Raw genomic sequence first — 21853 nt, forward strand, 5'->3', positions numbered from 1 at the left:
CGCGCGGCGTCCCGGGCCGGGGCGTGCGGCGAGCCGGCGCGCGCAGGCTCGATCGGCCTTCGCCTGCGGCCGCAGGCGCGGCGGCGGCGGTTTCGGCCATCGCGTCTTGCCTGGCCTCGGCGTTCTCGACCTTGCCGGCCTTACCCAGGCGGCCCGGCGGCTCCCCAGCCGCCGCGGCATCAAGCCACAGCCGCCCGCTTCATGCCGCGCCGCACCGTCTGTCCGCGCGGCCGCGGCCGCGGCCGCGATGCGAACTTACTTCGCCGCCTTCTTCTTGGCCCGCGCGTACTCTTCCGGCGTCTGCCCGTCCTCGGGCACCGCCGGAAACCGCGGCGCGGTGCAGCCGGGGGTTTCCTCGACCAGCAGCACCGCCAGCACGTTCGGGCTGAGGTCCTTGGCCGCGCCGCTGGCCGCGTCCACGCCGACCCCGATCAGGCCGCCGATCAGCGCGTTGCCGGCCATGCGCACCGCGCCGGCGCTGCCCAGTTCGCTGCGCACCAGGGTCTGGGCCTGGCGGTAGCCGGGCTTGCACAGCTCCACCGCGACCGGGTGCTTGCGCTTGAGCTTGAGCACGCACGGCGTGGCGCAGCGCTCGCCGTTGGACAGCGACACGGTGGCGCCGCCGGGCAGGCTGTCGATGGTCAGCGACTGGGTCGAGCCGCGGATGAAGGTGGCGCAGCCGCCGAGGCAGAGCGCGAGGACGACGACGGCCGCGAGCGCGATCCGGCGCGGGGACAGGGGCATGGTCTACCTCGGAGGGTTCGAAAGCGCGGCCGTCCGGGGCCGCGGCGGGCCGATTATGCAGATTTGCATGACCGCCGGCATCGCCCGGCGGTCCTCGCCCGCCGCATCGCGCGCGCCTTCAGCGCATCGGTTCAGGCTCGCGCGGCGCGCCGAGGGCCGCGCTGCCGCGCTCGTCGGCACGCGCGCGCAAGGCCGTGGCCCGCTGCAGCCGGCGCACGTCGGCGACCGTCTGCGCCACCGGCACCGGCGCCGGTTCGCGCCAGATCCGCTGCCACATCGCCGGCAGCCGCTCGGCCGCCTGCCACGGCCAGCGCAATTGCTCCGGCGCGATCTCGCGCCATTGCTCGCCCTCGCGCCGCGCCACCGCGAAGCGGAAGTTGTAGTCCGGCTCCATGCCCATGCGCAGGTCGCTCAGCACCAGCCGGCCGTCGCGCTCCTCGGCCTTCATGAAGCCGTGGTTGAACCATTGCAGCCGGTGCACCGCCGGGTAGCCGCTGACCTGCGAATAGGCCAGCGCGTCAGAGGGATACAGGCGGAAGTGCATCGGCGCGCGGTCGGCGATCAGCGAGCGCTCGCCTTCGACGTAGCCGTCCGGAGTCATCGCCACCACCCGCCACAGCGCGGTGGTGAACGGCATCGGCACCGAGAAGCGCGGCGCGTTCTCCAGCCCCAGCGCGGCCAGCGCCGGCTGCGCGGCGGCCTCGACCCGCTGCTTGGCCCACAGCGAGCCGCCCAGGTACAGCGAGCTCAAGGCCAGGCCCAGCACCAGCGCCGGCTGCGCGCTGCGCGAGGCGCGCGCGAACCAGGCCCAGACGCAGGCGATCAGCAGCCACACGGTGTACAGCGGGTCGATGATGAAGATGCTCGACCACATCGTCGGCCGCGCCGGCAGCGGCCACCACAGCTGGGTGCCGTAGACGGTGAAGGCGTCGAGGATCGGATGGGTCAGCAGCGCGGCCTGCATCGCCCAGAACCAGCGTTTCGGCGATTGCGCCACGCGCCCGCCGTGGCCGCGGCACCAGCCCCAGATCGCCCAGGCCACGAACGGCAGCACCAGCAGCGAATGGCTGAGGCTGCGGTGCCAGGTCATGCGCGCGACCGGGTCGTCGGTGAGCAGGTTGACCGGGATGACGTCCAGGTCCGGCAAGGTGCCCAGCGCCGCGCCGGCCAGCAGGGCCGCGCGGCGGTGTCGGGCAGGAGCGATGGCGGCGCTCAGCGCGGCGCCGAGCACGATTTGAGTCAGGGAATCCATTAGCGGAATGCTAGCGGGGCCGGCGCGCGCAAGGTGTTTGTTTTTCGTTGCCGGCGCCGCGCGCGCGCACTTGCGCGGCCGCGCCGGCGCACGCATGTTGCCGGCAGGCGGCGCCTGCCGCGCCGTTCGGAGCCCGCATGTCCCCTGCCCTGCCCCTCGGCATCGTCGCCTGTTCCTCGGAAGGCGCGGCGCTGTGCTATCGAACCGTTTGCGCCGAAGCCGCGGCCCTGCTCGGCCCGCACGCGCATCCCGAGATCGCGCTGCATGGCCACTCGCTGGCCGACTACGTCGCGTGCCTGGAGCGCGGCGACCTCGACGGCGTCGGCGAACTGATGCTGTCCTCGGCGCGCAAGCTCGAACGCGCCGGCGCGCGGCTGCTGATCTGCCCGGACAACACCATCCACCAGGCGATGGACTACGTGCGGCCGCGCTCGCCGCTGCCGTGGCTGCACATCGCCGAGGTGGTGGCGACCGAGGCGCGCGCCCGCGGCTTGCGCCGGATCGGCCTGACCGGCACGCAGTGGCTGGTGGAGAGCGAGGTCTATCCGCGCCAGCTCGCGGCGCTGGGGCTGGATTACGTGCGGCCCGGCGCCGAGCAGCGCGCGCGGATCGGGCGGCTGATCATGGACGAACTGGTCTATGGCGTGTTCAAGCCGGAAACCGTCGCCTATTTCCAGGATGTGATCGAAGACCTCAAGGCGCAAGGCTGCGACGCGGTGGTGCTGGGCTGCACAGAGATTCCGCTGATCATCGACGACGGCAATTCGGCGCTGCCGACGCTGGATTCGACCCGGTTGCTGGCGCGGGCGGCGTTGCGGGCGTCGGTGGCGGGTTAGCGCATCTGCCTGGGGGGCGGATGCGCTGTCGGGAGCGGGTGCGGGGTCGGCGCCAAAATCAAAATGGATTCCGGCTTTCGCCGGAATGACGGGAGTGGGAGGGAACGCGGCCCCTCAAACCCGTCATTCCGGCGAAAGCCGGAATCCATTTTGCTGTTGCTCGGGCCTCGTGCGTCGCCGCAAGCCCGACCCGCCTCACGCCGCGTGCGGCATCCCGACCTCGCGCGGCAGCGCCCTGGGCGCGCGCGGCGGCAGCACCGCGCGGGTCTCGCCGGTGTGGGTCAGCAGGCGCAAGGTGCCGTCGGCGTCCTCGGCCAGCGCGGTCAGGCTTTCCACCCAATCGCCATCGTTGGCGTAGACGCAGCCCTCGCGCTCGAACAGCGAGGCGCGGTGGATATGCCCGCAGACGATGCCGTCGAGCCCGCGCTTGCGCGCGTCGTCGAGCCCGGCCTGGACGAAACGCGAGATGTAGCGCTCGGCCGCGCCGCTCTGGCGCTTGAGGAAGTCCGCCAGCGACCAGTAGCGCTTGCCGAACCGGCGCCGCACCTGGTTGGTGAGCTTGTTGCCGGTCAGGATGCGGTCGTACAGCCAGTCGCCGAACTTCTCCTGCAGACCGCCGAACTGGGTGACCGCGTCGTAATCGTCGCCGTGGGTGACCAGCAGGCGGCGGCCGTCGGCGGTGAGGTGGATGGCGCGGCGGCGCACCTGCATGCGCGGCAACGTCAGGCCGCAGAAGCGGCGGATCGAGCGGTCGTGGTTGCCCGGCACGTAGATCAGTTCGGTGCCGGCGCGGGCCAGCGCGTGCAGCGCCTCGACCACCCGATACTGCGCCGAGCCCCAGGCCGCGCGGCGCTGCGCCATCCACCACAGGTCGACGATGTCGCCGACCAGATAGAGCTTGTCGCAACGCAGCGCCTGCAGGAAATCGGCGAACTCCGCCGCGTGGCAGTGCTTGGAGCCCAGGTGCACGTCGGAGACGAAGACGGCGCGGCGGCGTAACGGCAACGGCACGATCGAGGCGGGGCTCATGGCACGGTCTCGTGGGCGGGTGTCAGGTGTCCGGCGCGTGGGCCTGGGCCGGCGCGGCGGCGCGCGCGCCGCCGAGGTAGCGCTCGCGCTTCTTCGGCCGCAGCTGCTGCAGGTCGACTTCGATCAGGCCGTCGACCGCGTCGCTGAAGGCGGGGTCCACGCCGAAGGCGAGGAAGCGCGCGCCGCCCGGTTCGCACAGGTCGGTGTACTGCTTGTAGAGCATCGGCACGGCGCTGCCGAGCGCGTCGAGGTTGTCCTTGAGCACGCGGAACGCGGTGGCGGCGTCGAGTTCGTCGAACTGCGGCGGCGCGGCGCGGTACACGAACGGCTGCCTGGAGAACGCGTCGGAATCCAGATTGCCGTAGTAGCGCGCGTAGTAGGCGACGATCTGCTCGCGCGCATCGGCCGGCAGCGCCGAGCTGATCGAGACCGGGCCGAACAGGTAGCGCACGCCGGGATTGCGGATCAGGTAGGCGCCGATGCCCTGCCACAGGTAATCGATGCTGCGGCTGTTCCAGTATTCCGGCGCGACGAAGCTGCGCCCGAGCTCCATGCCCTGCGCCAGCCGCGGCACCATGTCGTCGGCGTAGCGGAACAAGGACGCGGTGTAGAGCCCGGCCAGGCCGCGCTCGGCGATGACCCGGCTGCCGCGCGCGATGCGGTAGGCGCCGGCGATCTTCGCCTCGGCCTCGTCCCACAGCACGATGTGCTCGTACCAGCTGTCGTAGATGTCCACGTCCAGGCGCTGGCCGGTGCCTTCGCCGACCGCGCGGAAGGTCGATTCGCGCAGGCGGCCGATCTCGCGCAGCAGCGGCGAGCCCGGGCGCAGGGTGCCGACCCGAATCTGCTTGCCGTCGGTGGTGCGGCCCAGCGAGTCCATCGCCTCGATCCCGGCGCGGACCTGCTGCGGATCGACCGGATCGATCAACGGCTCCGGCCCGACCGGCGCGGCGCGCTCGCGCGCGGTGCCGATCGCGTACAGCTCGGAACGGATCTCGCGCAGCAGATGCTGGGCCTCGCCCTGCGCCGGCAGCTGCAGCGGCCGGCCGATGCGCAGCGCGATCCGGCGCGCGCGGCGGGCGAACATCTCGCGCGCCAGCAAGGCGGTGCCGGCCGGCTTGAACAGGGCCGAGGCGCCATAGAACAGCGCCGAATTGCGCGCCTCGATGCGCACCGGCAGCACCGGCGCGTCGGTCTTGCGGGCGAAGCGCAGGAAACCGCGCTGCCAGCGCCCGTCGGTGACCCCGCGCAGGCCCAGCCGGGCGACTTCGCCGGCCGGGAACACGATCACGCATTGTTCTTCGTTCAACGCCGCTTCGATCGCGTGCAGGCTCTCGGCGCTGGGCCGGCCGCCGAGGATGCGCACCGGCAGCAGCAGGCCCTGCAGGCCGTCCAGCGCCAGCAGCAGGTCGTTGGCGACGATCTTCACGTCGCGCCGCACCTGGCCGACCGCATCGAGCAAGGCCAGCGCGTCGACCGCGCCGGAGGGATGGTTGGCGACGATCAGCAGGCGCCCGCTGCGCGGAATGCGCTGCAGCTCGGCCTGGTCGACCAGATACCGCGCCTGGACGAAATCCAGCGAGGCGGTGACGAAGTCGAAATCGCGCAGGTGGCGGGTTTCGCCGAGGAATTGGTCGATGTGGTCGAATTTCGACCAGCGGCCGATGGTTCGGATCAGGGGGCGGGTCAGCGCGGCCCGGCGTCCGCGGAACCAGTGCGGAAAGCGTTCTTCCAGTCGGCGTTCGAAGTGCAGCATCGGTGTCGTCGCATCGAGGGGCGGCGGTATGCCGCGCAGCCTGAGCCGGCGCAGCGACAGCCGCATGGCGGTTTCGGGACAGTGCGATGACAGCCCTGACCCGGCGGGAACGCGGCCTTCGGGAGGGCGACTGAAGCGTCGGCGTACCCTCCTGGCGCGCGCCGGCAGCTTCCCACGCGCCCCCGACCGCGGCCTCCCCCCAAAGTCTGGACCCGCTCCAGCGTTCAGGCGCCGCTTAACGCCCAGACAACCCCTCGGGAAGGCACAATGCGCGCAAGCGGCCGAGCCTGTACAATGCTCGGCCATCTTTCTATCCGAATCGAAGGATATTGCCTCGATGTCCAGCTATCTGTTCACCTCCGAATCCGTCTCCGAAGGCCATCCGGACAAGATCGCCGACCAGATCTCCGACGCCGTGCTCGACGCGATCCTGGCCCAGGACAAGCGCGCGCGCGTGGCCTGCGAGACGCTGGTGAAGACCGGCGCGGCCATCGTCGCCGGCGAAGTCACCACCACCGCGTGGGTGGACATCGAAGCGCTGGCGCGCAAGGTCATCAACGACATCGGCTACAACAACTCCAATGTCGGCTTCGACGGCCACACCTGCGCCATCATCAACATGCTCGGCAAGCAGTCGCCCGACATCGCCGCCGGCGTCGACCGCAAGAAGCCGGAAGAACAGGGCGCGGGCGACCAGGGCCTGATGTTCGGCTACGCCTGCAACGAAGCGCCGGAGTTCATGCCGGCGCCGATCTACTACTCGCACCGCCTGGTCGAGCAGCAGGCCAAGGTCCGCAAGCAGAAGAATTCCAAGCTGCCGTGGCTGCGCCCGGACGCGAAGTCGCAGGTCACCCTGCGCTACGACGACAAGCACCAGGTCGCCGGCCTCGACGCCGTGGTGCTGTCGACCCAGCACGATCCGGGCATCAAGCAGAAGGACCTGGTCGAGGGCGTGTACGAGCACATCCTCAAGCCGGTGCTGCCGAAGGCGTGGCTCGAGAAGCTGCCGAAGAACAAGGTCCACATCAACCCGACCGGCATCTTCGTGATCGGCGGCCCGGTCGGCGACTGCGGCCTGACCGGCCGCAAGATCATCGTCGACAGCTACGGCGGCATGGCCCGCCACGGCGGCGGCGCGTTCTCGGGCAAGGATCCTTCCAAGGTCGACCGTTCGGCCGCCTACGCCGCGCGCTACGTGGCCAAGAACATCGTCGCCGCCGGCCTGGCCGACAAGTGCGAAGTGCAGGTCTCCTACGCCATCGGCGTGGCCGAGCCGACCTCGATCTCGGTCACCACCTTCGGCACCGGCAAGATCAGCGACGACAAGATCGAGAAGCTGATCCGCAAGCACTTCGACTTGCGCCCGTACGGCATCGTCAAGATGCTCGACCTGATCCACCCGGTCTACCAGCTGACCGCCGCCTACGGCCACTTCGGCCGCAAGCCGAAGGAAGTCAGCTACGTCGACGGCGCCGGCAAGAAGCAGACCGCCACCGCCTTCTCGTGGGAAAAGACCGACAAGGCCGAGGATCTGCGCAAGGACGCCGGGCTGAAGAAGTAAGCCCGCGTCATCGCGTGAAGCGAAGAGGGCCGCGAAAGCGGCCCTTTTTGTTTGTCGCGGCGGACGCGGCGGCGGCCGCCTCACATCGTCTGCGCGCTCGCGATGCGCGCCTGCACCTGCGTCGCGGGCTCCACGGCCGCGACCTGAGTCTCGTGCAGTTTCGCCGCCAGCTCGCCGTACTTGTCCAACGAACGCTCGCTCACCCTGCCGTCGTCCATGTTGACGCCGAAGTGGCGCATGGACTCGGGCTGGGTGCCTTTGTAGGCGAACAGCATCGCGTCGCCCTCGGGATTCTCCCCGGCCACGACGCCGTCGATATCGACCACGCCATGGCGCAGGCACTCCAAGGTCAACGCGCCGGCCGCCAGTTGCGCCGACGTGGATTCGCGCGCCGACTGCCCCGATTTGAGGTAGACCGCCTCGCGCGGAATCGCGTCGATGATGCGTTCGTACAAGGCGTTGGCCGGATGTTCGCGATCCGACAGCCGCCGGTTGCCGGGCGGCGTGTGCGACTCGCCCGCGGCCGCGCCCTTGTGGGAAAGGACTTGCGTCGAGACGCCCGGCACCTCGTCCGCGGTGGTGCTGTAGTGGTAACGGTAGGCATCGGGACCGCCCTGCGCCTTCAAGGAACAGGTCACGCCGTGGGCGTCCGCGCTGATCGTGCAACCCGCGTCCTGGCGGGTCTCCACCGTCATGCCCTTGCTTTCCAGCCAGGTCTTGAGCTTGTCCGGCAGATAGAACTGGCTGGCCTTGACTGCCGGATCGTCGCTGCTGCTGGCGTTGGCGAACTTGCCGGTGCCCTGCCCTTGCGCGCACACCAATATCGCCCGGCTCCCGCGCAGGTCGCCGAGGCCGGAGGCTTCCAGCGAGGATTCCAGTTTCGGCAGGTAATCGGCCCATTTCTTGTCCGAGTCGCACTCGGAGTAGACGTGAGCGAGGCTGACCTTGCCGTTGCCGGCCAGCCCCACGGCCACGCAACCGCTGAGACCGTCCGTCATCAATTCGACGCGGCGGGCATCGGCCGCGACCCACTCGTCCAGACCGACTTTCACTCGCTCGGGCATCGCCGTCTCCCTCATCGCTGATCGCCCGCATCGGGCACCATCGGTGAAGACGCGAAACGGCCGCTCGAGCGGCCTCCACGCGTCGGCGCCGCGCGCTTCACCGCCGCCTCATCGTCCGCACACCCGTCCGCCCCACCCTGCCGTCACCGCACGACCGACCTGGGGCGCATGGACGAATCCGCATTCCGCATCTTGTTGCTGAACCCGCCGCACACCGCGATCGGCAGCCGCATCCCGCGCGAGCAATTGCCGCCGCTGGGCTTGCTCAGCCTCGGCGGGCCGTTGCTCGACGCCGGTTTCCAAGTCGAATTGCTCGACGCCGAATTCGGCCCGCTGGCGGTCGCGGAGATCGTGCGCCGGGTACTGGAGAAAGCGCCGGACGTGTTGATGGTCGGCCACTCCGGCTCGACCTCGGCGCATCCCACCGTCGCCTCGATCGCGCGGTCGCTCAAGCGCGAACGCCCGCAGCTGCGCATCGTCTACGGCGGCGTGTTCCCGACCTATCACTGGCAAGATGTGCTCGAGCGCGAGCCGGCCATCGATTGCATCGTACGCGGCGAAGGAGAGCGCACCGCGGTGAGGCTGGCGCGAGCGCTCGCGCGCGGCGAGGATCTGGCGGGCGTGCCGGGATTGGCGTATCGCCTGGGCGACGGCCGCATCGTCGAGACCGGCCAGGCCGAGATGATCCTAGACCTGGACGAATGCCGCGTCGGTTGGGAACTGATCGATCACGACCGCTACTCCTATTGGGGCGGCCTCAAGGCGGTCGTGGTGCAGTTCTCGCGCGGCTGTCCTTATTTGTGCAGCTACTGCGGCCAGCGCGGTTTCTGGACCCGCTGGCGCCACCGCGACCCGGTGCGCTTCGCGCGCGAGCTCGCGCGCCTGCATCGCGAGCACGGCGTGCGCCTGATCAACTTCGCCGACGAGTTGCCGACCGGTTCGCGCAAGGCCTGGAAAGCCTTCCTGGAAGCGTTGATCGCCGAGAACGTCGATCTGACCTTGGTCGGTTCCACCCGCGCCGGCGATATCGTCCGCGACGCCGACATCCTGCATCTGTACAAACGCGCAGGCGTGGTGCGCTTCCTGCTCGGGATCGAAAGCTATTCCGCGGCGACGCTGAGCAAGATCCGCAAGGGCGCCAGCGTCAACGAAGACCGCGAGGCCATCCGTCTGTTGCGCAAGCACGGAATCATCTCGATGGCGACCTACGTGGTCGGCTTCGATGAGGAAGGCGACCGCGATTACTGGAATTCGCTGCGCCACTTGCTCAGCTACGACCCGGATCAGATCCAGTTGCTGTACGTCACTCCGCATCGCTGGACGCCGTACTACGACAGCGTCGCCGAACGCCGGGTGATCCAGACCGACGCGCGCAAGTGGGACTACAAGCATCAAGTGCTGGCGACGAGCGGCCTGCCGCCGTGGCGGGTGCTGTTGTGGGTCAAGGCGATCGAAGCGATCGTGCAGCTGCGGCCGCGCGCGCTTTACCGCAGCCTGCTGCATCCCGACCGCGCGGTGCTCGCGGGCATGCGCTGGTACGTGCGGATGGGCCGGCGGGTGTGGCTGCGCGAGGTGTTCGAGTTCTTCTTCGCGGGCGGGCGCACGCGGCGCGGGCCGACGGTGGAGGAATTCTGGGGACGTTCGTTGTCGCAGCACGAGAACGCGTTGGCCAAGCCGCAACGAAAACGCATCGAGATCCGAACGTTTGCATCTTAAGTGTGCCGTCTTCGCAGAATGCGCGGATTGCCCCCGATGAACCGCCGTTATCGGGCTCACACTCGCTTCATCGCCGCCCCATCGAGCGTCGCGAATCTGACGCCGTCGCGATCCACGACCCGCCGCACTCCCGCGAACGGCGTTGCGAAGCGACCCGCAGGCCCCTGATGTCGCGCCTCTTCTCGTTGCCGGGTATCTCGTTGCTTTGTTTCGTCCTGGCCGCCGCGTGCGCGGCCGGCTATCGCGCCATCGGCGCCCAGATCGACGCCGAAGGTTTTCTGCACGAGCCCTTCCCGCTGATTCCGCTGGGGTATCTGAGTTTTTTCGTCGGCGCGGTCTGCGCCGCGACGGCCGGCGTGCGCGCGCTGCGTCGCCGCCGGGCCTGAAGCCAGGCGCCGGCGCTGCGGCGAACGCGACGCCGGCCGGCCATTTCAGTCCTCGCCGACGCGCACCACCAGCTTGCCGAAGTTGCGGCCCTGCAGCAGGCCGATGAAGGCGTGCGGCGCGTTCTCCAGGCCGTCGACGCGGTCCTCGCGCAGCTTCACTTCGCCGCGCTCGACCCACGCGCCCATCTCGCGGCGGAACGCATCGAAACGCTCGCCGTAGTGGTCGAGGATGATGAAGCCCTGCACGCGGATGCGCTTTTGCAGGATCGCCGACATCAGCTGCGGCACCCGGTCCGGGCCGGCCGGCGCGGCCTTGTCGTTGTAGTGGGCGATGATGCCGCACACCGGCACGCGCGCGCCGATGTTGAGCAGCGGCAGCACCGCGTCGAACACCTCGCCGCCGACGTTTTCGAAGTAGACGTCGATGCCGTCGGCGCAGGCATCGATCAGCTGCCGGGCGAAGTCCGGATCGCGCCGGTCCAGGCAGACATCGAAGCCGAGTTCGTCGAGCGCGTAGCGACGCTTGTCCTCGCCGCCGACGATGCCGACCACGCGCGCGCCGCGCAGCCTGGCGATCTGCCCGACCGCGGCGCCGACCGCGCCGGTGGCCGCGGCCACCACCACCGTTTCGCCCGGCTTGGGCTGGCCGATGTCGAGCAGGCCCAGGTGCGCGGTGAAGCCCGGCATGCCCAGGCCACCGAGCGCATGCGAGGGTTCGGCCATGTCGCCGAGCGCGATCAGGTCGCTGCCGTCGGACAGCGCGTAGTCCTGCCAGCCGGCGTTGCCGAGCACGAGGTCGCCGGCCTGGAAGTCCGGATGCCTGGAGGCGACCACGCGGTTGACCGTGCCGCCGACCATGGTCTCGCCCAGCGGCACCGCCTTGGCGTAGACCGGGCCGACTTCGTCCATCAGGTTGCGCATGTACGGATCCAGCGAGAGGTACAGCGTGCGCAGCAGCACCTGGCCTTCGCCGGGCTCGGGCACGGCCGTGGTTTCCAGGCGCAGGTCCTGCGGCGTCGGCAACCCTTGCGGGTGGGCGGCGAGGACGAAGCGGCGGTTGACGGCGGCGGTCTGCGGCATGGGGCGGATTCCTTGGTGGAGGTGGGTGGTCGGTTCGGCCGATCAATTAGACCGGTCGTCTAGTAACGAGGCGAGAGAAAGGGCGGACGCGCCGGGCGCGCCCGCCCTCGGGGTTCAGTCTTGCGCGGGCAGCCCCAGCAGCAGCCGGGTCGTGCTCATCGCGCGGTCCATCGGTGCGCTGCTGCGCTGGATCTTGGCCAGCAGGCTGGCGCCGATCCAGCTTTGGTAGAGGGTCTGCGCCGCGGTCCGCGGGTCGGGCGCGGCGGCCAGCGAACCGTCGCTGCGGCCGCGTTCGATGCATTGCGTCAGCCGGGCGATCACCGCGCCGGTGCCGCGCTCCAGCGCCGCGCGCATGGATTCGGACAGGTCGCAGACTTCGGCGCCGAGCTTGACCACGAGGCAGCGGCCGTCCGGGTCGGAGCCGGTCTGCGCTTCGCGCCAGTCGTCGAAGTAGGCGATCAGGCGCTGCGCGCCGCTGCCGGGCTGCGCCATCAGCGCATCGACGTGGACCAGATAGTCGGCGAAATAGGCCTCCAGCACGGCCTCGCCGAAGGCCTCCTTGGAGCCGAAGTAGTGGTAGAACGAGCCCTTCGGCACCCGCGCCGCGCTCAGCACTTCGGCCAGGCCGACCCCGGTGAAGCCCTTGCGCAGCATCAGCGGATAGGCGATGTCGAGGATGTGCTTGCGCACGTCGTGGGTGGCGGGGGCGGTGTTCATGGGCGCTACTGTACGGGCCATTAGACCGGTCGTCTAGTGACAAAGCTCAGGAGTTGCGTCCCCGGCGTTCGGGGCTCTCGAGGGGCGGGGCGTATGGGGCTGAGCGCCGGTGGCCTGGCTCGGTTTTCTTTCAGGGAGGCAGAGCGGCCGCTGGCGGAGGAGACGCTCGGTGTCGGCTTGCTCGTTGCCGCGTCGAGAGCGAGTAACCGGCACCAAGATCAAAATGGATTCCGGCTTTCGCCGGAATGACGGTTGGAAGGTCGTGTCTCCTGCACGGGGCGGAACGACTTGTCCTTTGCCGTCATTCCAGCACTCGTTACGGCGTTGAGAGCGAGGAGCCGACGGCAAAGATCAAAATGGGTTCCGGCTTTCGCCGGAATGACGGCAAGGGGGAATCGTTCGTCCCGTGCAGGAGACGCGACCTCCCAACCGTCATTCCGGCGAAAGCCGGAACCCATTTTGATTTTGCTTTTGCTCTCGCGAACCCTCGAGCGAAAGCAAGCCGCAATCGAACGCATGCGCTCCGGCCGCAGGCAACCTCGTCGCGCCCCGCAAGCGCCCGAAAACCTCTCACGACCACCGCCACGCTTCCATCGCCGAACCGCCGCGCCGCGCGCGCGCCACAAACAGCGACCCCGGCCGAAGCCGGGGTCGCCGATGATGCGGTACAGCCGAGTTGCCCATCGCAACGCAGTTCGATCAATCCGCGCCCGCCGCCAGCGTGGCCGGCGAAGTGGAGCAATGCCCCGGACCGATCGTGCCTTCGTTGTAAGCGCCCAGGATGCCGGCGAGGTTGATCGCGGTATCCCGCGCCGGGCCCTTCGGCGCGGCGCTGCTGCGGCCGGTGAACCATGCGGTGGCCTGAGCGATGGCGCTGGCGACCTGCGAAGGCGTCGTCGCGCCGGCCTCCACGTTCAAGCGTGCGGCCATGTACTGGTGCGCCAGGATGTAATACGCGTTGCCTCCCTTCGGCGGGGTGCGGAACGCCGAAATCCAGGTCTGGCCCGAGCTGAAGAACAGCGTGTCTTCGCCGATCTTGGCCCAGGTCGGGTCGTAAGGCGCCGGCCCGTACTTGGAGTGGGTCTTCCAATACCCCTGGGTGTAGGTGCAACCGCCGTTGTTCGCGCACAGTTCCGGAACGTGCACGCTCAGCACCGCTTCGTCGCTCTTGCTCGCGCCGTTGTCGCTATTCAAGGTCAGCACGTTCGGCACCATGAACTCGCAGCTCAGGCCCGCGCCGGTGTTGGCCGGCGGCAGCCAGGCAGCGGCCACGTCGAGGCTGCGCACGATGCCCGGATCGGGATCGATGTCGCCGGTGACGAACTGGGCGAAGCTGCCGCACAACAGCGGCTGCACGGTCCAGCCGAAGCCCGCGCCGAGGTTGAGCCCGGCGGTGCCGTTGAACAGATCGGTCAACGCCACGCAGCGGTCGGTTTCAACCGCCGGATCGCCGAAGGCCACCGCGGCCTGGTTGGAGCTGTAGCTCTTGAAGCCGCAGGCGCTGGCGTTGTTCTGCGCATCAAAGCACTGCAGCACGCGCTGGATCGTGGCCTGGTTGCTGCCGTCCAGCTTGCCGCTCAGCGCGGCGCTGTAGCTGCAATGCAGCGAGGTCGCGGTCTGCGGGTCGCAGGTCGGCGCGATCGACTGGGTGCCGCCGCCGGTGAACGACAGCGTGTCGCTCGGCGCGGACGGGCTGAACACCGGGCTGACGTCGGCGGGCCAGGAGACCTGGATGTCGCCGCTGACGGCGAAGTTGCTCTCCGCCTCGGTGGTGCGGGTGGCGGCGAGACGATAGACCGTCTCGTAGCTGCCGCCAGCGTTGAGCGTCACGTCGACGTCGTCGCACAGGTAGTTGCCCGCGTAATCGCCGGTGGCGATCGGATCGGGCAGACAGCCGTGCATGCCGGCGACCTTGGCGTCGGCCGGCGACACCACCACGTGCTTGTCCGGCCTCCAGGCGTAATCGCGGTCGTAGCGGGTCTGCGCGGTCTTGCTCACGCTGAGCTTGCGGCACGCGACCTGCACCGTGGCCGAGTCGGCGGCCGTGGCGTTGGTGTTCGCGCCGGTGCTCCAGGTGCCGGTGGCGGTATTGGTCGAGTTGCCCTGATCGGCGTTGCAGGTCAGCGGATTGGGCCGCGGATACGTCCACACATACGGCCCCGACCCCAGCGCGAAGCTGTGGTCCACGCTGCCCGGCAGCATCGAATCGTCGATCGCCAAGGTGTCGCCGTAGCTCTCGTTCGGGTTGGCCGAGATCGAGAACGGCGCGGTCGCGGTGAACGTGTACGACTGGCCGCTTCGGGTCGCGGTGATGCCCGCGGCGTTGACGCCGCCGCTGGCGCTGGTCAGGAACGGGAAGCTCAGGCTGCTCAGATCGAACGCGTAACTGCAGTTGAGGATCACCTTGTCCGCGTTGGCCGCGGGCTTGCTGCAATTGAGCGTGTCGGTGTCGCCGCCCTGCGCGGTCCACTGCAAGGTGAACTGATTGGCCGCGTTGTTGAACTGCAGGGTGTCGACCACCGCGCTCGCGCTCCAGCCGTAGCCGAACGGGTCGCGCACCGTGATCGTCCCGGACACGCGGTACAGCTGGCGGGTCAGCGCGCTGGCGGCGACGGTGTAATCGACCTGATGGCTGTCGCCGTCGAGCATGACGATCCGGGTCGGCGAGGCGGTCTTGTCGATGCTCCAGTCGGTGTAGCGCTTCCAACTGGTGTCGGCGGTCTTCTCGCCGGTGGGACGCGGAACGAAGCAGAAGGTGACGTGGCTGACCGCGGCGGGACCGCCGCTGGAATTGTCGGGCGAGTACAGATTGGTATCGCTGGTGACGCCGGGAACGTAATGGAACACGTTGAAGGCGTTGCCGCCCTTCACCACGACGTAGTCCATCGGCATGGTCGCGTTGAAGCCGATGTACTGCATCTGTCCGGGCGGAGTGTAGTTGAAGGTGATGGTTTGTCCGGGAACGCCGAGGTTGTAACTCTGGCCCTCGGCCGGCGGGTTGCCGGTGCTGTAGCCCAGCCCCTGCCAGTTGCCGACGCCGGGAAGGTCGTTGCAGCTGGTGAAGTTGCCGGAATACGTGGTCGGCAGCACCGAGGCGGCCCAGGCCCCGGACGATGCGAACAGCAGCGCCGCTGCTACCAGCGGACGCCAGCTACGGTGACGGGACATGACAGAACTCCTGAGCGGGGCGGCGGGGGCCGCTTGCGCTTTCAGCGGAGCGGCGGACGCCGCCCCTTGGGCTTTCGCTCGGTAGCTCGGCCGTGCCGGCGGAGCAGGCGCCGGTACCCGGGAGCTTTGCGACGCCGGCTTTCGCCGGTTGTGCCTTTGTCGAGTCCTGGGGAACGAGTTCCGGGCGGCTTCCCCGTGCCGCCCGGCGGCAGCCTTCTTGTTCTTCGGCAGGTATCGGATGCCGGCGGCTGTCGAGGCGGACTATACGCTCGCCGTACAACTCCGCCGCAGCCGAACATGTTGCATTTTCGCAACCAGATCCGCCGATCGGCGCGGCACGACCGTTCGCTCTTACTGCGTTCCCCGCGCATCGATATGTGATTGAAATCGCGAAAAAATCCGCCTATTCAGTCCATTCAGCGAATGCTGCAATGCGGAATGTCCGTGACGGATTCGGCAAATATTTTGTGCATGCGGCCGCTCGGGCCGCGAGCCAACACCGAAGGGTGCCAGCCATATGAAGTCCGCATTTCGTGTCGCCGCCTTGTGCGGCGCGGTCGTCTCCGTTCTGTCCGCGTCCGCCCTCGCCGGCGGCCGTCCCGACCTGTCCCTGGCCGCGCTCAAGGCCGGCCGCGCCCACCTGCCGGGCGAGTTGCTGGTCAAGTACCGCGACGGCACCAGCGCCGCGCAACAAGGCGCCGCGGGCAAGGCCTTCGGCCTGGAGAAGATCGACACCGTGCGCGGCGGCAACGCGCGCAAGGGCGAACTGGCGCTGATGCGCGTGCCGGCCGGGCGCGACCTGGCCGCGACGCTGTACGAACTCAGCCGCGATCCCAGCGTCGAATACGCCGAACCGAACTGGCAGTACCAGCATCAGGCCGTGTCCAACGACACCTACTACGCCAACGGTTCGCTGTGGGGCATGTACAGCACGGCCTCCTCGCCGGCCAACGCCTACGGCTCGCAGGCTGCGGCGGCCTGGGCCGGCGGCCACACCGATTGCGGCAACGTCGTGGTCGGCGTGATCGACGAAGGCTTCATGTACGACCACCCGGACCTGGCCGCGAACGCGTGGACCAATCCCTACGATCCGGTCGACGGCATCGACAACGACGGCAACGGCTACATCGACGACGTGCACGGCTGGGATTTCGACGGCAACGACAATCAGGTCTTCGACGGCGCCGGCGACGATCACGGCACCCACGTGGCCGGCACCATCGCCGGCCACGGCGGCAACGGCCAGGGCGTGGCCGGCGTGTGCTGGAGCGGGATCAAGCTGATCAGCGGCAAGTTCCTCGGCCGCCGCGGCGGCGCCACCGCCGACGCGATCAAGGCCATCGACTACTTCAACGACCTCAAGTCGCGCCACGGCCTCAACATCGTCGCCACCAACAATTCCTGGGGCGGCGGGCCGTTCTCGCAGGCGCTGCAGGACGCGATCGGCCGCGCCAACGACGCCGGCATCCTGTTCGTGGTCGCCGCCGGCAATGCCGGAGTCAATTGCGAAACCTCCGATTGCTATCCGGCCGAGTACCCGAACCCGAACGTGCTGTCGGTGACCGCGCTGCGTTCGGACGGCTCGCAGATCTACAGCTACGGGTCCACCACCATCGACATCGGCGCGCCGGGCTACGGCATCTGGTCGACCGTGCCGGTCTCGTCCAAGGGCAAGGTCGTGCCGGGCTACGCGAGCTACAACGGCACCTCGATGGCGACCCCGCACGTGACCGGCGCGGTGGCGCTGTACGCGTCCTCGCATCCGGGCGCGAGCGCCGCCGACATCAAGGCCGCGATCCTGAGCTCGGCCATCGCCACCCCTTCGCTGAGCGGCAAGACCGTCAGCGGCGGCCGCCTCAACGCCACCGGCTTCTGAGCCGCGGCCACCGACGAACTCCAAGGAAAAACACCGCCATGAAATCGTCCAGCGTATTCGCCGTCGCCGCCTGCACCGCCCTGCTCGGCGGCGCCATCGCCGCGGTCGGCGCCGCGCCCGGCGGCGCCGCCGGCAAGCCCAGCCCGCTGCGCATCGGCCTGATGGCCGTGGCCGACACCTCCGGCGCCTTCAGCGGCAAGGTCGAAGTCAGCGTCACCAACACCAGCCGCCACACCGCGCGCGTGCCACAGTGGCAACTGCCGTCCGAACTGACCCGGGCCAAGCTGTTCCGCATCAGCCGCGACGGCGAAGCGGTGCAGTACACCGGCCCGCTGATCAAGCGCGGCCTGCCGCAGGCCGAGGACTTCGCGATCCTACGCGCCGGCGAAACCCTGCGCGCCGTGGTCGATCTGTCGCAGGCCTACGATCTCTCGCGCGACGGCCAATACACCGTCGCCCTGGATTCGCCGCTGCAGTTCGCCTCACTGTCCGACGGCAGCCTGCTGCGCCAGGGCAACGGCCTGCCGCAAGTCGCGCGCAGCGCGCCGCTGAGCCTGTGGGTGAACGCCAAGGGCGGCGGCAACACCGCCCAAGGCAAGCCCGGCGGCGGCGGCACCGGCTCGAGCGTGGTCAACGGCGTGTCGTACAAGGGCTGCAGCGCGACCCAGATCGACAGCATCGGCAGCGCAGTGGTCGCCGCGCGCGGCTACGCGGAAAACGCCAAGGGCTACCTCGGCGCCGATACCGTCGGCCCGCGCTACACCACCTGGTTCGGCGCCTACACCTCGCAGCGCTACGCCACCGCCAGCCAACACTTCGTCGCCATCGACGCGGCGCTGGACCAGAACAACGGCGAGATCACGGTGAACTGCGGCTGCAACCAGCGCTATTACGCCTACGTGTATCCGAACCAGCCGTACGAGATCTTCGTGTGCAAGACCTTCTGGACCGCGCCGTTGACAGGCACCGACTCCAAGGCCGGCACCCTGATCCACGAAACCAGCCACTTCACCGTGGTGGCCGGCACCGACGATCACGTCTACGGCCAGTCCGGCGCCAAGAACCTCGCGCTGACCGATCCGGCCAGCGCGCTCGACAACGCCGACAGCCACGAGTACTTCGCCGAAAACACCCCGGCGCAGAACTGAGCCTCGGGCACGACGGCAGGCCCGCGGGCGACCGCGGGCCTGTCCGTTTACGGGCCGCGGGCGCTACGGCGTTCAGCCGCGGGCCGGCTCGCGCTCACCTCGCGCGGACGAAGTGCAACGCCCTCGCAATCGTGTGCGCCGCGACCGCCCGTTCGCCCCCGCGCGCCGCTATGCTCCGCGCACGGCGTCGTCCGCCCCCCACGGCGGCGCCCGGCCACCACCGCACGACGACGAGGTGCATCCATGCGCAACGCCCCGCACAACCCGACACGAATCCATTTCAAGCGCATCGGCTACGGCCTGCTGCTGGGCCTGAGCCTGGCCGCGTCCGCCCAGGCCCAGACCATCGGCTACAACATCCGCACCGGCGACGTCTGGGTCGACACCCGCCTGGGCGAGATCAACGACTACGGCCGCCGCTACCGCGATCCCTTCGTCGAGGAAATGACCGGCTACTACGGCGCGCCGCGCTCGCTGGTCGACGAACTGCTCGACCGCCGCCGCTGGGCGCCGGGCGATGTCTACTACGCCTGCGCCCTGGCCCGCTCGCTCGGCCGCCCCTGCGTGGACGTGGTGCGCGAGTACGATCGCCACCCCGGCCAGGGCTGGGGCGCGGTGGCCCAGCGCATGGGCATCAAGCCCGGCTCGCCCGCGTTCCACGCGCTCAAGCGCGGCGCGGTGCAGACCTACGATCATTGGGGCTATCCGATCCGCGTCGACCAGAGCGTGCGGGTGAACTGGGCCGAGCATGGCCCGGGCCGCGGCAAGGGGCACGGTAACGGCAACAGCAACGGCCATGGCAACGGGCACGGCAACGGCAAGAACAAAGGCCACGGCGGTCCGAAGCAATACAGCGACTCGTGGCGCGACGACGACGGCCCGGGACGCGGCAACGGCCGCGGTCATGGCAACGGTAACGGCGGCGGGCACGGCAACGGCAAGGGACACGGCAACGGCAAGAACCACTGACGCCGCCGTGCGCGCCCGCGCGCCATCGCGATGACGAAACGAAAAACGCCGGCCCAGGAGCCGGCGTTTTTCTTTTACGCAAACACGCGCCGCGCTTACTTCGCCGCCTTGGTCCCCTGCCCGGCTTCGGGCTTGGCGTTCTTGACGTAGGTCTCCAGCCAGCGGTTGGTCTCGGCCAGCAGGTGCAGGATCGACTCGCGCGCGCGGTAGCCGTGGCTTTCGTTCGGCAGCATCACCAGCCGCGCCTTGCCGCCCAGGCCCTTGATCGCCGCGTACATGCGTTCGCTCTGGATCGGGAAGGTGCCGGAGTTGTTGTCCTGCTCGCCGTGGATCAGCAGCAGCGGGTCCTTGATCTTGTCGGCGAAGTTGAACGGCGACATCGCCTCGTAGGTCGGCTGCGCCTGCCAGTAGTTGCGCTCCTCGGCCTGGAAGCCGAACGGCGTCAAGGTGCGGTTGTACGCGCCGCTGCGGGCGATGCCGGCCTTGAACAAGCGCGTGTGCGCGAGCAGGTTGGCGGTCATGAAGGCGCCGTAGGAATGGCCGCTGATCGCGATGCGGTTGCGGTCGGCGACGCCGCGCCGCACCACTTCGTCCACCGCCGCCTGGGCGCTGGCGGTGAGCTGCTGGATGTAGGTGTCGTTGGGCTCGCGATCGCCCTCGCCGACGATCGGCATGGTCGGGTTGTCGAGCACGGCATAGCCCATCGCCAGGTACGGCAGCGGGCCCCAGTAGCTGACCGCATTGAACTCGTACGGCGAACCGATCACCTGGCTGGCCGCGTCCGCGCTCTTGAACTCGGCCGGATAGGCGTACATCAGCATCGGCAGCGGGCCGTCGCGTCTGGCGTCGTAGCCCGGCGGCAGGTACAGGTTGGCGGTGAGCTCGACGCCGTCGTTGCGCTTGTAGCGGATCAGCTCCTTCTTGATGTCGCGCAACTGCGGGGTCGGGTGCGGGAAGTGGGTCAACGCCACCGGCGCGGCGTCGCCGCCGAGTTCGCGCCGCTGCAGGTTGGCCGGCTCGGTCGGCGATTCGCGCAGGGTCAGCAGGCCCTTGGCCGCGTCGTCGAGCACCGCCAGCGGCCGCTCGAAGTACGGCGCCTGCGATTGGAACAGGCGGGTGCGGCGCTTGTCGGACAGGTCCAGCCGGTCGAGGAACGGACGATCGCCCTCGGCCGACGCGCCGTCGCCGATGTAGTACAGGCTGTTGCCGTCAGCGCCGGTCAGCAGGCGCTCGCCGCCGGCCGCGTCGATCACCGTCATCGGCGCGCCCGGATCGTTGTAGCGGTCCTCGCTGCTGCCTTCGCGCAGCAGTTCGGGCGCGCGGTCGCCGCGATCGGGCGCGATCCGCCACTGCCGCACCTGCCGGGTCTTCCACCAGAACTCGTCGATCAGCGCCAGCTCGCCGCTGCCCCAATGCGCGCCTTCGAAACGCGCGGCCAGCCGCGCCAGCGTCTGCGGCGGCTTGTCGAACGGCGCGGCCTGCATGAACACCGCGTCGCGGATCTCGGCCGCGCGCGCCGGGTCGCCGCCGTCCTGCGCTTCGGCCCACACCAGCGTGGCCGGCGCGTCGGCACGCCACTGCACCTCGCGCGGGCCGGTCGGCACCGCGTCGTTGCCGGTCGGCAGGCCGTCCACCAGCGGCAGGCGCGCGACCTCGTATTCGAAACGGCCGCCGGCGTCGAGCACCTCGACCCGGCGCGCGAACATCGACGCCGGCACCAGGTACGAGAACGGCCGCTCCAGCCGCGTGGTCAGCACATGGCGGCCGTCGGGCGAGGCCGACACGTCCATGAACAGATCCGGCGCGCCGAGCCTGGCGGTCTGGCCGGCGAGATCCACCGTCGCCAGTTGCGTGCGCAGGTAATAGGCGAACAGGCGCGCGTCGCTCTCGTTGCGCAGCAGGTCCTGATAGGTGCGCAGCTGGCGCACGCCGCCGCCGGCCTGGGTTTCCTGCACCGCCGGACCGGCGGGCACGGCGACCGCGGACGGCGCCTCGCCCTGGCCTTCGGGCTGCAGCCGCACCAGCAGGCGGCGGCTGTCGGGCATCCAGTCGTAGCCGCGGCCGACGACGGTATTGAGGTTGGCGACGAGCTTGCGCGCGCGCCGGGTTTCCAGTTCCACCAGCCACAGCTCGTTGGCGCCGCTGGCGGCGTCGACGCGGTTGAACGCGAGCCAGCGCTGGTCGGGCGACCACTGCAGCGTCGCCAGCGACAGCGGCGACGGCAGGCCGTCGATCCGCACGGTCTTGCCGCTGGCGATCTGCAGCAGTTCCAGGCCGCTGCCGAAGCTGAAGCGGCTGGCCGCGCGCACGCGCGGGTGGATGCGCAGGCCGGCGAGCTTGAGCTCGGGCTGGGCGACCACCTCGATGCCCGGCAGCGACGGCGTGCTGACCATCGCCATCAGGTCGCGGCGCGGGCTCAGCGACAGTTGCGGCCGGCGCGGCGCATCGACGATGGCCTGCAGCGGCTTGGGCGGCAGTTGGTAGCCCTCGCCCCAGGCGCTCGCGGCGGCGGCCGGCGCGGCGGCCGCGGCTTTGCCGGACGAGGCGGCCG

16 protein-coding genes and 1 riboswitch are annotated in these 21853 nt (G+C 69.6%); of the genes, 7 read left to right on the forward strand and 9 right to left on the reverse strand.

The features are described from left to right. Positions 1-255 precede the first annotated feature (255 nt). Complete coding sequence (locus A7A76_RS23005) at positions 256-744, reverse strand: PEGA domain-containing protein (RefSeq protein WP_206413501.1); 489 nt, start codon at positions 742-744, stop codon at positions 256-258. 118 nt (positions 745-862) lie between these two features. Then, the gene (locus A7A76_RS23010; protein WP_206413502.1) at positions 863-1996 is read right to left on the reverse strand and encodes a metal-dependent hydrolase; all 1134 of its coding nucleotides are present in this window, start codon (positions 1994-1996) and stop codon (positions 863-865) included. 137 nt (positions 1997-2133) lie between these two features. Between A7A76_RS23010 and A7A76_RS23015 the strand changes: the two genes are divergently transcribed. Continuing rightward, positions 2134-2832 (forward strand): aspartate/glutamate racemase family protein, encoded by a 699-nt coding sequence (locus A7A76_RS23015; protein WP_206413503.1) that lies wholly within the window; start codon positions 2134-2136, stop codon positions 2830-2832. A 195-nt stretch (positions 2833-3027) separates the two neighbouring features. Here A7A76_RS23015 and A7A76_RS23020 read toward each other — a convergent pair whose 3' ends face one another. Further along, positions 3028-3861 (reverse strand): UDP-2,3-diacylglucosamine diphosphatase, encoded by an 834-nt coding sequence (locus A7A76_RS23020; protein WP_206413504.1) that lies wholly within the window; start codon positions 3859-3861, stop codon positions 3028-3030. A gap of 22 nt (positions 3862-3883) precedes the next feature. Beyond that, entirely contained in the window at positions 3884-5617 is a 1734-nt protein-coding gene (locus A7A76_RS23025) for a lysophospholipid acyltransferase family protein (RefSeq protein ID WP_206413505.1), read from the reverse strand. A gap of 337 nt (positions 5618-5954) precedes the next feature. Here A7A76_RS23025 and metK point away from each other — a divergent pair, with 337 nt between their 5' ends. Continuing rightward, the gene (metK, locus tag A7A76_RS23030; RefSeq protein ID WP_206413506.1) at positions 5955-7178 is read left to right on the forward strand and encodes a methionine adenosyltransferase; all 1224 of its coding nucleotides are present in this window, start codon (positions 5955-5957) and stop codon (positions 7176-7178) included. An 80-nt stretch (positions 7179-7258) separates the two neighbouring features. Here the strand turns inward: metK and A7A76_RS23035 are convergent, their stop codons facing one another. After that, positions 7259-8242 (reverse strand): XVIPCD domain-containing protein, encoded by a 984-nt coding sequence (locus A7A76_RS23035; RefSeq protein WP_206413507.1) that lies wholly within the window; start codon positions 8240-8242, stop codon positions 7259-7261. 168 nt (positions 8243-8410) lie between these two features. Here A7A76_RS23035 and bchE point away from each other — a divergent pair, with 168 nt between their 5' ends. Beyond that, positions 8411-9958: a magnesium-protoporphyrin IX monomethyl ester anaerobic oxidative cyclase gene (gene bchE, locus A7A76_RS23040; RefSeq protein ID WP_206413508.1), complete on the forward strand. Its 1548-nt coding sequence runs from the start codon at positions 8411-8413 to the stop codon at positions 9956-9958. A 2-nt stretch (positions 9959-9960) separates the two neighbouring features. Further along, positions 9961-10344, forward strand: coding sequence for a DUF3955 domain-containing protein (locus A7A76_RS26105; RefSeq protein WP_206413509.1), 384 nt, complete (start codon positions 9961-9963; stop codon positions 10342-10344). A gap of 45 nt (positions 10345-10389) precedes the next feature. Here the strand turns inward: A7A76_RS26105 and A7A76_RS23050 are convergent, their stop codons facing one another. The 3 genes from A7A76_RS23050 to A7A76_RS23060 form a co-directional block, all read right to left on the reverse strand. After that, positions 10390-11424 carry an NADP-dependent oxidoreductase gene (locus tag A7A76_RS23050; protein WP_206413510.1) on the reverse strand — a complete coding sequence of 345 codons (1035 nt, stop codon included), beginning with the start codon at positions 11422-11424 and terminating at the stop codon, positions 10390-10392. A gap of 114 nt (positions 11425-11538) precedes the next feature. Next, positions 11539-12141 carry a TetR/AcrR family transcriptional regulator gene (locus tag A7A76_RS23055; protein ID WP_206413511.1) on the reverse strand — a complete coding sequence of 201 codons (603 nt, stop codon included), beginning with the start codon at positions 12139-12141 and terminating at the stop codon, positions 11539-11541. A 699-nt stretch (positions 12142-12840) separates the two neighbouring features. Further along, positions 12841-15309: a hypothetical protein gene (locus A7A76_RS23060; protein WP_206413512.1), complete on the reverse strand. Its 2469-nt coding sequence runs from the start codon at positions 15307-15309 to the stop codon at positions 12841-12843. 77 nt (positions 15310-15386) lie between these two features. Further along, positions 15387-15474: riboswitch (cyclic di-GMP riboswitch) on the reverse strand. A gap of 352 nt (positions 15475-15826) precedes the next feature. Between A7A76_RS23060 and A7A76_RS23065 the strand changes: the two genes are divergently transcribed. The 3 genes from A7A76_RS23065 (at position 15827) to A7A76_RS23075 (ending at position 19302) form a co-directional block, all read left to right on the forward strand. Then, positions 15827-17185, forward strand: a complete 1359-nt coding sequence (locus tag A7A76_RS23065; protein WP_206413513.1) for a S8 family peptidase — start codon at positions 15827-15829, stop codon at positions 17183-17185. Between the two features lie 38 nt (positions 17186-17223). Next, complete coding sequence (locus A7A76_RS23070) at positions 17224-18333, forward strand: M35 family metallo-endopeptidase (RefSeq protein WP_206413514.1); 1110 nt, start codon at positions 17224-17226, stop codon at positions 18331-18333. 243 nt (positions 18334-18576) lie between these two features. After that, entirely contained in the window at positions 18577-19302 is a 726-nt protein-coding gene (locus tag A7A76_RS23075) for a hypothetical protein (RefSeq protein ID WP_206413515.1), read from the forward strand. Positions 19303-19397: 95 nt separating this feature from the next. Here A7A76_RS23075 and A7A76_RS23080 read toward each other — a convergent pair. Further along, a partial coding sequence (locus A7A76_RS23080) for a prolyl oligopeptidase family serine peptidase (RefSeq protein ID WP_428995224.1) occupies positions 19398-21853 on the reverse strand: 2456 nt, incomplete at its 5' end.

Source organism: Lysobacter enzymogenes (assembly GCF_017168095.1).
Lineage (GTDB): Bacteria > Pseudomonadota > Gammaproteobacteria > Xanthomonadales > Xanthomonadaceae > Lysobacter > Lysobacter enzymogenes_D.

Coding starts and splice junctions, on each gene's coding strand:
- A7A76_RS23005 (WP_206413501.1), bottom strand. CDS start 744: ATGCCCCTGTCCCCGCGCCGGATCGCGCTCGCGGCCGTCGTCGTCCTC.
- A7A76_RS23010 (WP_206413502.1), bottom strand. CDS start 1,996: ATGGATTCCCTGACTCAAATCGTGCTCGGCGCCGCGCTGAGCGCCGCC.
- A7A76_RS23015 (WP_206413503.1), top strand. CDS start 2,134: ATGTCCCCTGCCCTGCCCCTCGGCATCGTCGCCTGTTCCTCGGAAGGC.
- A7A76_RS23020 (WP_206413504.1), bottom strand. CDS start 3,861: ATGAGCCCCGCCTCGATCGTGCCGTTGCCGTTACGCCGCCGCGCCGTC.
- A7A76_RS23025 (WP_206413505.1), bottom strand. CDS start 5,617: ATGCTGCACTTCGAACGCCGACTGGAAGAACGCTTTCCGCACTGGTTC.
- metK (WP_206413506.1), top strand. CDS start 5,955: ATGTCCAGCTATCTGTTCACCTCCGAATCCGTCTCCGAAGGCCATCCG.
- A7A76_RS23035 (WP_206413507.1), bottom strand. CDS start 8,242: ATGCCCGAGCGAGTGAAAGTCGGTCTGGACGAGTGGGTCGCGGCCGAT.
- bchE (WP_206413508.1), top strand. CDS start 8,411: ATGGACGAATCCGCATTCCGCATCTTGTTGCTGAACCCGCCGCACACC.
- A7A76_RS23050 (WP_206413510.1), bottom strand. CDS start 11,424: ATGCCGCAGACCGCCGCCGTCAACCGCCGCTTCGTCCTCGCCGCCCAC.
- A7A76_RS23055 (WP_206413511.1), bottom strand. CDS start 12,141: ATGAACACCGCCCCCGCCACCCACGACGTGCGCAAGCACATCCTCGAC.
- A7A76_RS23060 (WP_206413512.1), bottom strand. CDS start 15,309: ATGTCCCGTCACCGTAGCTGGCGTCCGCTGGTAGCAGCGGCGCTGCTG.
- A7A76_RS23065 (WP_206413513.1), top strand. CDS start 15,827: ATGAAGTCCGCATTTCGTGTCGCCGCCTTGTGCGGCGCGGTCGTCTCC.
- A7A76_RS23070 (WP_206413514.1), top strand. CDS start 17,224: ATGAAATCGTCCAGCGTATTCGCCGTCGCCGCCTGCACCGCCCTGCTC.
- A7A76_RS23075 (WP_206413515.1), top strand. CDS start 18,577: ATGCGCAACGCCCCGCACAACCCGACACGAATCCATTTCAAGCGCATC.